The sequence below is a fragment of the Streptomyces sp. NPDC107550 genome, assembly GCF_055639095.1.
In genome coordinates this window covers 39,829-52,780 of record NZ_JBVKBC010000008.1, presented here as the reverse complement: position 1 = coordinate 52,780, position 12,952 = coordinate 39,829, and the positions used below count along the sequence as shown (strand labels likewise).

General features: G+C 74.3%; 8 protein-coding genes. 4 read left to right on the top strand and 4 right to left on the bottom strand.

Annotated elements, in window-relative coordinates:
- Positions 1-424 precede the first annotated feature (424 nt).
- Positions 425-1,924 (top strand): PP2C family protein-serine/threonine phosphatase, encoded by a 1,500-nt coding sequence (locus tag ACZ7LY_RS13730; protein WP_471624758.1) that lies wholly within the window; start codon positions 425-427, stop codon positions 1,922-1,924.
- A 112-nt stretch (positions 1,925-2,036) separates the two neighbouring features.
- Here ACZ7LY_RS13730 and ACZ7LY_RS13725 read toward each other — a convergent pair whose 3' ends face one another.
- Positions 2,037-3,539: a DNA-binding protein NsdB gene (locus ACZ7LY_RS13725; RefSeq protein WP_471624757.1), complete on the bottom strand. Its 1,503-nt coding sequence runs from the start codon at positions 3,537-3,539 to the stop codon at positions 2,037-2,039.
- Positions 3,540-3,773: 234 nt separating this feature from the next.
- On the opposite strand from ACZ7LY_RS13725, the gene ACZ7LY_RS13720 reads away from it, so the two are divergent.
- Complete coding sequence (locus ACZ7LY_RS13720; protein WP_471624756.1) at positions 3,774-4,922, top strand: aminoglycoside phosphotransferase family protein; 1,149 nt, start codon at positions 3,774-3,776, stop codon at positions 4,920-4,922.
- Between the two features lie 310 nt (positions 4,923-5,232).
- Positions 5,233-7,212 (top strand): N-acetylmuramoyl-L-alanine amidase, encoded by a 1,980-nt coding sequence (locus tag ACZ7LY_RS13715; protein WP_471624755.1) that lies wholly within the window; start codon positions 5,233-5,235, stop codon positions 7,210-7,212.
- 81 nt (positions 7,213-7,293) lie between these two features.
- On the opposite strand, the gene ACZ7LY_RS13710 is transcribed toward ACZ7LY_RS13715, so the two are convergent.
- Together ACZ7LY_RS13710 and ACZ7LY_RS13705 are read right to left on the bottom strand one after the other, a co-directional pair.
- Complete coding sequence (locus ACZ7LY_RS13710) at positions 7,294-7,791, bottom strand: hypothetical protein (protein ID WP_471624754.1); 498 nt, start codon at positions 7,789-7,791, stop codon at positions 7,294-7,296.
- Between the two features lie 81 nt (positions 7,792-7,872).
- The gene (locus ACZ7LY_RS13705; protein WP_471624753.1) at positions 7,873-10,767 is read right to left on the bottom strand and encodes an ATP-binding protein; all 2,895 of its coding nucleotides are present in this window, start codon (positions 10,765-10,767) and stop codon (positions 7,873-7,875) included.
- A gap of 175 nt (positions 10,768-10,942) precedes the next feature.
- On the opposite strand from ACZ7LY_RS13705, the gene ACZ7LY_RS13700 reads away from it, so the two are divergent.
- On the top strand, positions 10,943-11,665 hold the full coding sequence (locus ACZ7LY_RS13700; protein WP_471624752.1) for a leucine-rich repeat domain-containing protein: 723 nt from the start codon (positions 10,943-10,945) through the stop codon (positions 11,663-11,665).
- Positions 11,666-11,704: 39 nt separating this feature from the next.
- Here the strand turns inward: ACZ7LY_RS13700 and ACZ7LY_RS13695 are convergent, their stop codons facing one another.
- Positions 11,705-12,613 carry a universal stress protein gene (locus ACZ7LY_RS13695; RefSeq protein ID WP_471624751.1) on the bottom strand — a complete coding sequence of 303 codons (909 nt, stop codon included), beginning with the start codon at positions 12,611-12,613 and terminating at the stop codon, positions 11,705-11,707.
- Positions 12,614-12,952 lie beyond the last annotated feature (339 nt).

Sequence of the window (12,952 nt, the reverse complement as noted above, 5' to 3'; positions counted from 1 at the left end):
CCCCTTACGGGGCTGAACTCCAACCAACTTCCAGCCCCTCCGGCGATTGAGGAGCGGGGTCTGGGGCGGAGCCCCGGGCGTCGTCGCCGGGTGCGGGGTTCGTCGGGGCTGGGCGCGCAGTTCCTCGCGCCCCTTACGGGGCTGAACTCCAACCAACTTCCAGCCCCTCCGGCGATTGAGGAGCGGGGTCTGGGGCGGAGCCCCGGGCGTCGTCGCCGGGTGCGGGATTCGTCTGGGCTGAGCGCGCAGTTCCCCGCGCCCCTGTCGGGGCTGAACTCGGCGCCCGCTCGGGGGACAACGGCATATGCCATCGGCACCACCGCCCCGTGTATGGCCAAATCCCTTACGAGCCCCCGCCCCCTGTGCCAAAGTCTTAACCGGTCCTTCCGTCCACCTGGTCGACCGCGCCGCATCGGAGTTCGCCATGTCCCCCCATGTCTTCGCGGACCGCCCCGCCGGCCCCCCGCCGGAGCGCGGCTCGGTCGAGGCACTCATCACGCAGACCCGCCGCCTGCTCGGCGACGTGGACGCCGTACGCCGCGAGTCCGCCGGCACGACGGGCGACGCCACGGACGCGGAGAGACGCTGGCAGCGCGCCCTGTACGAGCTGGCCGTCCATCAACTCAACGACCTGGACCGCCACTTGGCGCAGTTGCGCGACGGCCCGGAGTCCCGCTCGGCGCTCCCCGCGCAGCGGACCTCCCCCGAGCCCGGCGAGACGCCCGAGACCCCCGAAACGCCCCCCGAGACGACTCGGCCACCCGAGTCTCCCGAACCGCCCACCGGCTCCCTGCTGAGCCGCGTCGGCAGCGCCGAGTGGAACCTGCTGACGGACGAGGCCACCTGGTCCGGCGAGCTGTACCGCATCCTCGGCCGGGACCCCCGCGCCCCCGCGCTCACCCTCGACGAGCTGCCCGCGCTCGTGCACGCCGACGACCAGCCGAAGCTGACCGCGATGGTCACCGACTGCCTCATCGACGGCAAGGCGATCGACGGCGAGTTCCGGGTCGTGCACCCCGACGCCTCCGTACGCACGGTGCACATGATGGGCGAGCCCGTGCTCGATGCCGACGGCGCCACCGCCTCCATGTGGGCGGTCCTGCGCGACGTCAGCCATCTGCGCCGCAGCCAGCGCGCGGTGAGCGAGACCCGAGACTCGCTCCAGCGCCAGCGGCACATCGCGCAGACCGAGCACCGGCTCGCGGCCGAGTTGCAGGACGCCGTGCTGCCGCCGTGGCGCGGCTCCCTGCGACTCCCGCGCGCGGGACACCGCGCCCCCGGCACGCTCGACGTGGCCGCGCACCGACTGACCCGCGGTGTCGGCGGCCCGGCCGGCGGCGACTGGTACGACGCGCTCGATCTGCCCGGCGGCCAGGTCCTGCTGACCGTCGGCGGAGTCACCGGGCAGGGCGTCGCGGTGACCTCGGCGATGGCGACACTGCTCGGCGCCGTACGCGGCATGGCCCTGTGCGACACACCGCCCGGCACACTCCTCGGCCGGCTCAACCACCTCCTCGACGTGGGCGCCCACCCCGCGCTGGCGGGCGCCCTGTGCTGCCGCTACGACCCGGCCGCCCGCACCCTGACGTGGGCGCGGGCCGGACACCCCGCCCCACTCCTGTTCCGCGCAGGGGCGGGGCGCGCGCTGCCACCGCCCGAGGGCGTACTGCTGGGCGCGACCTCGGGAGCCGCGTACGGCCAGGCCGAGGAAACCCTGCGCCCGGGCGACACCCTCGTCCTGTACACGGAAGGGCTCGTCCCGCGCGCGGACGCGGCGGCAGCGGCGGACCGGCTGCTCGCGCTGGCGCCCCGCCTGGCCGCCGCCCGCGACGCGCAGGAGTGCGTACGCGCGGTGCTGGACGAGGTCGGCGCACAGGAACGCGACGACGACGCGTGCGTGCTGATCGCCCGCGTGACCGACTGAACCACCGAAGCCACCCGAGCCCACGGGCCACCCGCGACCACGGAGGCACCCGAAGACACCGGAGAGTGCGTCCCCGCAGACCCCGCGGTACCCAGCGGTGAGGCGGCGGGGGTCAGATCTGGCGCTTCTTGCCCACCGCCTTCGGCAGCGCCAGCTTGATCTCCTCGCGCAGGTCCTCGATCTTCGGGTACCCCGCGTACTGGCCGGTGAGCCGGTACATCTCGCGGAGCCTGTCCCACGTACGCAGCGAGGAGTTCGAGCCCATCGACGACAGCGCCAACCGGGCGTAGCGGTCCGCCTGTTCGGGATCGTCCGCGATGAAGCACGCCGACGCCATCGACAGATGGTCGAAGATCTTCGAGCGGTCCCGGCCCCCTTCGCGCAGCGCGAGGGCCTGCTTCGCGTGCCGCTGGGCGATGACGGCGGCGCCCGGCTCGTGCTCGGCGAGGGTGCGGTAGGCGAGGGCCTGCATCCCGTGCAGGTCCGCCTCGTCGAACATCTGCATCCAACTGGGCGGTGGCACATCGCCCTTGTCGGAGACGAAGAGGTCCTCGGCCTCACCGAGCGTGCGGCGCATGGCCTGGCCCTTGCCGAGCGACGCCTGCGCCCACGCCTCGATGGTGTACAGCATCGCCTTGGTACGGGGCAGGACCTCGTCGCCGGAACCGGACTTGGCGAGCTTCATCAGGTCCAGCGCCTCGTCGGGGGCGCCCAGATGGATCTTCTGGCGGGCCGCCCGGGACAGGGCCTCCCCGGCGCGCGGCCGGTCGCCGCCCTCACGTGCGGCGTGCGCCGCGATGATGAAGTACTTCTGGGCCGTGGGTTCGAGGCCGACGTCGTGGGACATCCAGCCCGCGAGGACGGCGAGATTGGCGGCGACGCCCCACAGGCGGCGCTGGAGATGGTCGGGGTGGCGGTAGGAGAGCATCCCGCCGACCTCGTTGAGCTGGCCGACCACCGCCTTGCGCTGGAGGCCGCCGCCGCGCGAGGCGTCCCAGACGCGGAACACCTCGACGGAGCGCTCGAGTTCCTCGATCTCCTGCGAACCGATGGGAGCGGCCTCGTAGCGGTCGGACCCGGCGGATTCGGCGTAGCCGGCCGGGTGGAGGGGGTCGGTGGTCCGGGGGGCGTCGGCCGCGAGGGCCGGGTCGGTGTGCAGCCAGTCGTACATGGCGCTGCTGAGTGCGGAGCCTGCGGCGAGCGCGGCGCCCGCGCCCACCAAGCCGCGTCGGTTGAGCATGAGGTCCATTCCCGTGAATTCGGTGAGGACCGCCGCTGTCCGTTCGGGCGCCCACGGCACTCCGTCGGGGCCCTGGTCGCCCGGGCCACCGCCGCCTTGCCGTTTCCCCACACGCCCGCGCCGGACAAGACCGAGGTCCTCGATGGTCACGACACGGCCGAGTCGCTCGGTGAACAGCGCCGCCAGCACCCTCGGCACCGGATCGCGCGGGATCTCTCCCATGTCGATCCAACGCCGCACCCGCGAGGTGTCCGTCGCCAGCTGCGAGTGGCCCATGGCCGCCGCCTGCCGGTTGACGAGTCGCGCGAGTTCGCCCTTGGACCAGCCGGCCAGGCCGAACAGGTCGCTCAGGCGGGTGTTGGGTTGTCCGTTCACGTAAGCCCCCAGGTTCTCGGCTGAAATCGACAGTAGCCCTCTGTCAGTTGCTGAGCGACTATTCGCCAGGGTTCGCCAGGGTGCGCCAGCTGTTGTGCCCGGGGCCCTCGGGTGTCAGGTAGGAATGCGCCACCCCGACCCGGTCGCCGCAGGGGCATTCCCCAGGGTGTACCGGCAGGGCCGGGCCGGGACGGCGCAGCAACTCATCGGCACACGAAGGGATCTGTCTCGCCCATGTACGCAGCATCGTCCTCCGTGTCCGCCCCGCCCCGGCCGCTGCGCCCCGTCCGTCCGGCGGCGGGCGGCGGCCCGTACCTCGACCCCGCGCGGCCCGCGGCCCCGGCGCAGCTCGGCGCCGGCCGGACGCGTCGCGCCCCGGGGATCGGCACGCAACCGCTCAGCGGGAGACTCGACTTGTCCGGCCCTCAGGGCGCCCTGCTGCGCACGGCCATCGCGTCGGTGCACCGGATCTGCCCGGAGTTCCAGCCGGTGCAGGTGCTGCGCCGCAGCCAGCGGTCCGTGCTCCTCGTCGGTACGACGGGCCGCAGCACCGCCGTAGCGAAGTGTTTACTGGACCACTCCCCCGTCTTCGCCGAGCGCGTGCGGCACGAGATAGCGGCGTACCGCTCGTTCGTCCGGCACCGGCCGCCGGTGCGGGCCCCGAGGCTGATCGCCGCGGACCCGGACAACGGCACGCTGGTGATCGAGCGGATGCCCGGGCGGGTGGCGGCCCTCCAGCGCCACCCCGTCGAGGCGCCGCCGCGGACGGACGTGCGGGCCGCGCTCGGCGCGATCTGCCGGCTGAACCAGTGGCGGCCCCCGGCGGGCACGTTCACGGCACCGCTGGACTACGGGGAGCGGATCAACAAGTTCCACGATCTGGGTCTGCTGACCGACCGCGACATGGGTGACCTGCAGAAGCTGCTGCACGGCATCGCCCACGCCGCGGGCCGGGGCGGCATGGGCCAGTTCTGCCACGGCGACGCGCTCCTGTCGAACCTGCTGCTGTCACCGGCCGGTCCGGTCCTCGTCGACTGGGAGTACGCGGGCTGGTACCTGCCGGGCTACGACCTGGCGACGCTCTGGTCGGTCCTCGGGGACGCGCCGGGCGCGCGGCGCCAGATCAGTCAGCTCGCGCAGGCGGGCGGCCCGGCGGCGCGCGACGCGTTCCTCGTCAACCTGATGCTCGTACTGACGCGGGAGATCCGTACGTACGAGACCCTCGTGCAGCGTTCGATGCACGAGCAGAACCCGGCGGCTCCAGGTCAGGCCCACCCCGGAGCCGCGCCGTCGGGCGAGGAGCAGCGGCTGCTGCTGCGCCGTCTGCACGACGACTGCAACATGGCCCGCAAGGCGGTGCGTGCGGCGGTCGGCACTCGCTGACGGGGGCGTGGAGCCGCGGTGCGCGCGGGAGGTCGTGGCGCACCGCGGCTCTTCGTACGTCCGGGCCGGGTGCCGTTCTCCACGGGCCCTCGCACGATGGCCCTCACTGGTCCAGTCCACTGACGCGTCGCAGGCGGCGGGGCCACCGGCGGGGAAAGACCCGCACACGCCCGCTGACATGCGAAATCCCCTGGAAATGCCGTTGTCCGTCGGATGATTGACGGATCGTCGGCGAGCCGATACCACTGACCTCGATCGGCCCGCACACGCTCCGCGCTCTCTTCACGACCGGCGTCCCCAGGAGGCCCCGTTGCATCGCTTGACGCGTACCACCACCGGCAGACGTACCCGTGCGGGAGCACGGGCCGCGGGCGCTCTGGCGACGGGGGCGCTGCTGCTCCCGCTGCTCGGCGCCGCTCCCTCGGGCGCGGCGGCCTCGCCGGGTTCGTCCGGGCGGTTGCAGGGTGCTTTCGCCGCCGCCTCCGCCGAGTTCCACGTACCGCAGAGCGTGCTGCTCGGCGTGTCCTATCTCCAGTCACGCTGGGACGCCCACGGCGGCGCCCCGAGCGTGAGCGGCGGCTACGGCCCGATGCATCTGACGGACGCGCGCGCCGCGCTCGCCTCGACGGTGCGCCACGACCACGCCGGGGGTGACGCGCGCGGCGACGACTCGCGGGCCCCGCTGCGCGCGAAGCAGACCCTGCCGCGCGAGAAGCAGTTGCCGGCCCGGCTGAAGACGCTGCTCAAGGCGGCCGAGCTGACCGGTGTCCCGGCCGCCGAGCTGCGCTCCGACCCCGCGGCCAACGTGCGCGGTGGCGCCGCCCTGCTGGCCGCCGCGCAGAAGCGCCTGGGCAAGCCGCTGAGCGGCAGCCCCGCCGACTGGTACGGCGCGGTCGCCGCGTTCTCCGGCGCCGACGACCGGGCGACGGCGGCGACGTACGCCAACGACGTGTTCGCGGTGATCCGGGGCGGCGAGCGGCGCACCACGGACGCGGGTCAGCGCGTCACGCTCGCCGCCGATCCGGCCGCGACGCCGCGCGCGGCGCAGATCGAGAAGATGGGCCTGCGCAAGACCGACAGCGCGGACACCGAGTGCCCGCGGACCGTGTCGTGCGAGTGGATCCCGGCCCCGTACGAGGAGTTCGGCGACGGCGACTACGGCAACCACGACCTCGCGGACCGGCCGCACGACCAGAGCATCGACTACATCGTCATCCACGACACCGAGGCGACGTGGGAGCAGACGCTCAAGCTGGTCCAGGACAAGACGTATCTGGCGTGGCACTACTCGCTGCGCTCGACGGACGGCCACATCGTGCAGTCCATCAAGGCCAAGGACGTCGGCTGGCACGCGGGCAACTGGTATGTGAACGCCAAGTCGATCGGCCTGGAGCACGAGGGCTTCCTCGCGCAGCCCGACTCCTGGTACACGGAGGAGATGTACCGCGCCTCGGCGCGGCTCGTGAAGTACCTGTCGAAGAAGTACGACATCCCGCTGGACCGGCAGCACATCCTCGGCCATGACACGGTGCCGGGACCGACGACGTCGACGATCAAGTCGATGCACACGGACCCGGGCCCGTACTGGGACTGGGCGCACTACTTCGCGCTGATGGGCAAGCCGTTCCACCGCACGGCGGGCCCGAAGGCCACGGTCGTCACGATCGCCCCGGATTTCGCGCTGAACCAGCCGGTGTACACGGGCTGCGTGAAGGCCGGCCAAGTGTGCGCCCCGCACGGGTCCAGCGCGGTGCGGCTGTACGCGGCGCCGAGCGAGGACGCGCCGCTGATCAAGGACATCGGTCTGCGGCCGGGCGGCCAGCCCTCGACGATCGACGTGAACGACATGGCGTCGCGGGTCTCGACGGGCCAGCAGTACGCGATCGCGGAGCGCTCCGGTGACTGGACGGCGATCTGGTACCTGGGCCAGAAGGCATGGTTCAAGAACCCGCGTGCGCTGCCCACGGCGGTCGAGACGAAGGCGGCCGTGGTGACGCCGAAGGCGGGCGCGGCCGACGTCCCGGTGTACGGGCGCGCCTACCCCGAGGCGTCCGCGTACCCGGCGGGGATGACGCCGCAGGCGATCTCGCCGCTGCCGTACAAGCTGCTCGCGGGCCAGCGCTATGTGACGGGCGGCCGGAAGACGGGCGAGTACTTCTACTCCCCCACCTTCGACACGTCCTCGCACCGCGTGGTCAAGGGCAAGGACGTCTACTACGAGATCCAGTTCGGCCACCGGATCGCGTACGTCCGCGCGGCCGACGTGGACGTGGTGCCGGCGTCGAAGTAGCGTCCGGCGACTCCTGTACGGGGTCGGGGCCCGGGTCCGCGTGGTGTGCGGGCCCGGGCCCCGGTGCGTGGCGCGGCGGGGTCAGCCCTGCTGGAACAGTTCGGCCGGCAGCGGCTTGAGCAGCGCGTACAGGTCGTCGGTGATCGGGCGGTCCCAGGACGCGATGGTCACCAGCACGTTGTCGCTGCGGTCGAACTGGACGCAGGAGATCCGCGTCTCGGAGAGCTTGAGGCGGCGCACGATGAGGAGGTTGTCGCCCTGCATGACGGGGACGTCCTCGACACCGGTGACGGTGACCTCCTCGTCGTTCTCCAGGGCGATCAGGAGCTGGGCGACCTCGAAGGGGATCTCGCCCTCGGCGACCTCGCGGGCCGGGGAGCCCTCCGGCAGATTGCCGATGATCATCGCGGGCCCGCGGCCGCCGAACAGGTCGTAGCGCAGGAAGACGCCCTGGCAGGTTCCGTCGGGGGCGGGCAGCAGACCCGCGCCGAGGTTGCCCGGCCAGTCGCCCGGGTCCATGGCCAGGACGTCGAAGTCAGGCCCTGCGGGGGTCGCTGCGCGGCGGCGGAGGAAGGACATGCGGTCCATCGTACGTCGGCCGGCGGCACACCTGGGATCGGGGGCGCGGGCCCGCACCCGCCCCGCCCGGGCTGTCGCGGGCTACCCGCGCAGGGCTCGGGCGAGGCCGTCCTGGTCGGTGCCGACCTTGCGGTAGACGGCCGACATCAGCCGGACGACGGCCGCCTCGGTCAGCCCCAGCTCGGCGGCGGTGGCGGCGGGGTCGAGGCCCCGGGCGGCGCAGGCCGCGGCCGCGCGTTCGCGGGCGGTGAGACTGTCGGTGGCGGCGCCGTGCAGGGAGCGCGGGCGCAGTCCGGCCGCCGCGAGTTCGGTGCGGGCCCGGTCGGCGAGGGCGTCGGCGCCGCAGGTCACGGCGGTCTCCAGGCCCCGGTAGAGCGGGTCGGCGGCCTCGCGGGGGCGGCCGGAGCGGCGCAGTTCGCAGCCGAGGGCGACGAGCGAGCGGGCCAGTTCGTAGCCGGCCGGGGAGCGCTCGAGGTGGGCGACGGACTCCTCCAGGAGCTTGCCGCGCTCGCTCGGCGGGCCGACCTCGGCCGTGACGCGCAGGGCCTGCCCGATGGTGGACGGCGCGCCGAAGTGGCGGGCCCGCTCGACGGCATCGAGGGCGGTGGCGAGGGCACGCTCGGGGGCGTCGTGGGCCTCGGCGCGGGCGAGGTGGAGCTGCCAGGGCGACCAGGCGGGGTTGCGCATGCCGCGCGGGTCGAGGCGGCGGCCCGCGGCGGAGAGTTCGGCGGCGGCCTCCTCGGTGCGGCCGAGGGCGAGCAGCAGTTCCCCGTACACGGTCTGGGAGTCGGGGAAGGTGACGGCGGCGGGGAAGGGCGGCCCGAAGGCGTACTGCCGTGCGGCCCGGCCGGCCTCGGCGGTCCTGCCGCGGGCGAGCAGCACCGCGACGAGGACGCCGACGGCGTACCAGTGGGCGGGGGTGCCGGGGCCGACGCGCTCGGACAGGCGCAGGCCCGCGCGCACGAAGTCCTCCGCCTCGGCGAGCCGGCCGCGCCGGTAGCGGACGTAGCCGAGGAGCGTGTACGCGAAGGAGAGGTGGCCGCCGCGCCAGCCGGCCTGCTCGAAGTCGGCGATGCCGTCGACGAAGAGTTCCTCGGTGCGGCCGGGGCGGTCGGCGTAGCAGAAGGAGAGGGCGACGAGGACGGGGACCTCGAAGCCGCGGTCCTCGTCGGCGGCCCAGCGCAGGCCGCCCGCGAGGGCGCGCTCGGCATGGTGGACGACGGTGGCGGCGGGCTCGCCGCGCAGGGTGGCGTCCCAGGTGCGCAGGCCGATGATGTAGCGCTCGGTGAGGTCGCGGCCGGCGAGCCGGTCGGCGAGGCGGGCCAGGCGCCGGGAGCGGGCGGGCGAGTCGGGTTCGTCGGCGCGGAAGGCGTCCCACATGAACTGTTCGGCCTGCATGCGCAGCCGGACGCGGGCGTCGCCGGTGACGCGGATCTCGCGGGCGAGCGTCTCGGACGCCTCGGCGAGCCGGTCGCTGTGGGCGAGGACCTGGGAGAGCCGGTAGACGATGCCGTGGCGCAGCGCCGGGTCGGCGATGGGTTCTTCGAGGGCGGCGCGCAGGTGGTTGACGGTGGTGGCGGGCGCGGTGAGCAGGGACGCGCTGCCGAGTTCGTAGAGCAGGGCGGCGCGGTCGGCGACGGGCGGGGGTTCGCGCAGGGCGCGGGCGAGGTGGCGGCGGGCGGCTTCGGGGGCGCCGGCGCCCATGGTCTCGCGGGCGGCGGCGCGCAGTTGCCGTACGACCCAGGGGTCGCCCTCGGGGTGGGTCTCCAGGAGGTGGCGGGCGGCGGCGACCGGGCCGTGACCGGCCTCGACGAGCGTCCACGCGGTCTGGCCGTGCAGGGCCACGCGGACGGCGGCGGGGATCGCCCGGTAGACGGCGGTGGCGATGAGGGGGTGGACGAACTCCAGGGTGCCCGCGGCGGTGACCTCGCCCGCGAGGATGCGGGCGGCGCGCAGCCGGTCGACGGCGTCGGCGGCTTCCTCGGCGCCGAGCCCGGCGACGGTGGCAGCGAGTTCGGGGGCGATCTCGGTGCCGAGGACGGCGCAGGCCCAGGCGAAGCGGACGGTGGAGGTGCCGAGCCGTTCGAGGCGGGCGATCAGGCCGCTGCCCTTGACGGCGGCGGCGAGGTCGCGCAGGAGGTGGGCGCCGTTCTCGGTGGGGGCGAGGCCCCGGTCGTGGATCTTCGCGGTGAGTTCGACGGCCTCGAAGGGGTTGCCCGCGGTGACGGCCCAGCACTCGCGGCAGAAGGCGTCGTCGGCGTCCGGGCCGAGGCTCTCGCGTACGAGGCGGGCGATGGCGGGCGCGCTGAGCGGTTCGAGGCCGAGCGGGCGGCGGCCGGAGCGGCCGGGCAGGCCCCTCAACGCGTCGGCGTGGTCGGGGAGTTCCTCGGGCCGGTAGGCGACGACGAGCAGCAGGGGCAGTTCCTCGGCGCGGGGCGCGTACGCGGCGAGCCAGCTCAGCGACTCGGGGTCGGCCCAGTGCGCGTCGTCGAGGACGACGACCATGGGGGCGCGCTGCACGGCGAGGTGGGTGAGGACCCAGTCGAGGCCGTCGCGCAGGCCCTGCGGGTCGGGCGGCGCGCCCTCGCCGGGGGCGCACAGGCCGAGGGCGGGGCCGACGATCCCGTACCAACTGCCCAGCGTGGTACGGAGTTCGGCCTCGCCCGCGCCGGCGAGCGGCGGCTGGACGAGCTGGCGGGCGACGTGGAAGGAGACGCCCTGCTCCTGTTCGCCGCCGCGTGCGTACAGGACGGTGCAGCCTCTGGCGGCGGCGCGGCGGCGGACCTCGGTGAGCAGCGTCGTCTTGCCGAGTCCGGCGGGCGCGGCGACCGCGAGCAGCGCGCCCCGTGGCCGGTCGGGCGGCTCCAGGCCGGGGCCGCCGGGGCCGACGAGTTCGTCGAGCGCGTCGTCCACGGCGGCGAGTTCGCTGTCGCGTTCGAGAAGTGGCCGGCCGCCCCGGGCCGCGCGGTGCATCATGACGTACCCCCCTGCCGCGGTGGTGCGCCGGTGCGAGATGCCGGGTCGCCCCGCGGTCCAGGCGCCACAGCGTACGCCGCGCGGGCACTTGACGGGGGCTCATGCCGCTTTCCCGATACGGGAGTTGCGAGGTGGGGGGCGAGGGTGACGGTGAACGCGTGAAGGGGTGGTCGGTGTGACGGGCGGGACACTGGATTTCTGGCGGGCGGGGCTGGACGACGTACCGGACGAGGTGTGGGCGCATCCCGGGCCGCGCGCGCTGCTGCTCGCGGACAACCGGCTGACGCGGCTGCCGGAGCGGATCGGGGCGCTGACGACGCTGCACACCCTGGACCTCGGGCACAACCGGCTGACCGCGCTGCCGGACGCGCTCGGCACGCTCACCGGCCTCGACCGCTTCCTGTACGTGCACGACAACCGCCTGACCTCACTGCCGCGCTCGCTCGGCCGCCTTGACCGGCTGGCGTATCTGAACGTCGGCGAGAACCCGCTCGGGTCGCTGCCCGACACGCTCGGCGCGATGAGGGGCCTCGTGGAGCTGCGGGCGCAGCACGCCGGACTGACGGAGCTGCCCGCGGAACTGGGTGGGCTCGGCGCGCTGCGGGAGCTGTGGCTGCGCGGCAACCGGCTGACGGACCTGCCCGCGTCCGTACGGGACCTGCGGGCGCTGCGTGAGGTGGAGTTGCGGGAGAACCGGCTGACGCGGGTGCCGGACGCGCTGCGCGGGCTGCCGCGGCTGCGCCGGCTCGACCTGCGCGGGAACCGGCTGCGGGAGCTGCCCGCGTGGCTGGCCGAGCTGCCCGCGCTGGAGAAGCTCGACCTGCGGTGGAACGCGGTGCGGCCCGCGCCCGGTCTGCTGGAGCGGCTGACCGGACGGGGCTGCGTGGTGCTGCGCTGACGGCGCTCCGTGCGGGGGCCGGTCAGTCCTGCGGGGCGGTCAGTCCTGCGGGGCGGGCGGGACGACGGCGACCGGGCTCGCGGAGTGCAGCAGGACCGCCTGCGTGACCGAGCCGAGCATCGGTGCGGGGCGGGTGAGGCGGCGGCGGTGGCGGCCGACGACGACGAGGTCGGCGCCGCGCGAGTTCTCCACGAGGTGGCCGGCCGCGTCGCCCGGGGCCACGTACAGCTCGACCTCTACTTCAGGGTGAGACTCGCGGAGTCCGGCGATGGCCTCGTTGGCCAGTTTCAGGGTCTCGTGCTCGGCCGCCTTCTGGTCCTGCGCGGTCGGCGTGAAGTCCCCGAACGCCGACCAGGCGAGCACCGGCCACGGGTAGGCGGCGATCACCTGGAGCCGCGCCCCGGACCGCTGGGCGTGCGCGAACGCGTACGTGAGCGTCGCCTCGTCGGGGTCCTCGGTCTGGACGCCGACCACGACGCGGGGGCCCGGCGGCACCGGGGCGTCGCCCTCGACGGCGCGGTCCGGGCGCGGGACGACCACGACGGGGCAGACGGCGTCGCGGGCGGCGGCCACGCCGTTCGAACCGAGGAGCAGGCTGGCGAAGCCGCCTCGGCCGCGGGAGCCGAGGACCAGGAGCTGGGCCTCGGCGCTCATCTCGGGCAGTACGGCCGCCGGGAGGCCCTCGCGGCTGATGAACTCCATCGGCACGGACTCCTCGCGGCCCTCCAGGGCGGCGCGCAGCTCGCTGATCACGGGGTCTTCGGCGGGCTCCTCGGGGCCGGCGACGAGGACGGCGGGCTGGAACAGGGGCGCGTACTGCCGCACGTGGACCACCCGTAGGTCGGCGCCGCGGCGGGCTGCCTCCGCGAGGGCCCATTCCAGGGCGCGCCGGCTGTCTTGTGAGCCGTCGACCGCGGCGAGGACGGGCAGGTTGTGCGGCGTGCTCATGACTGGTTCGCCTCCGACACCGGGCACGGGGGCGTGCCCTTGCTTGAACGGGAGTTCCTGGGGTTCAGGCTTCCGTATGTGGGGGTCGGAGGACAGGGTCGAAGGTCATGTGTCGGGCGGAAATATTGTCCGTGCCGGGTGGGGAGGGTGCGGTGTGCTTTTTGAGGGGGTGCGTCCTGGGGGGCGTTTTCGGCTTGCCCGGGGTGGGGGTCTCGCGCAGTTCCCCGCGTTTTTTGCGGGGCGAGCCCCCTCGGGAGCGGGTTCGGCTTACCCGCCGTGGGGGTTCTCGCGCCGTTCCCCGCGCCCCTGACGGGGCGAGCCCCCTCGGGAGGGGTTTCG

Bases quoted from the DNA above. Each gene is read 5' to 3' on its own strand.
- ACZ7LY_RS13720 (WP_471624756.1), top strand. From the start codon at position 3,774: ATGTACGCAGCATCGTCCTCCGTGTCCGCCCCGCCCCGGCCGCTGCGC.
- ACZ7LY_RS13705 (WP_471624753.1), bottom strand. From the start codon at position 10,767: ATGATGCACCGCGCGGCCCGGGGCGGCCGGCCACTTCTCGAACGCGAC.
- ACZ7LY_RS13695 (WP_471624751.1), bottom strand. From the start codon at position 12,613: ATGAGCACGCCGCACAACCTGCCCGTCCTCGCCGCGGTCGACGGCTCA.
- ACZ7LY_RS13710 (WP_471624754.1), bottom strand. From the start codon at position 7,791: ATGTCCTTCCTCCGCCGCCGCGCAGCGACCCCCGCAGGGCCTGACTTC.
- ACZ7LY_RS13730 (WP_471624758.1), top strand. From the start codon at position 425: ATGTCCCCCCATGTCTTCGCGGACCGCCCCGCCGGCCCCCCGCCGGAG.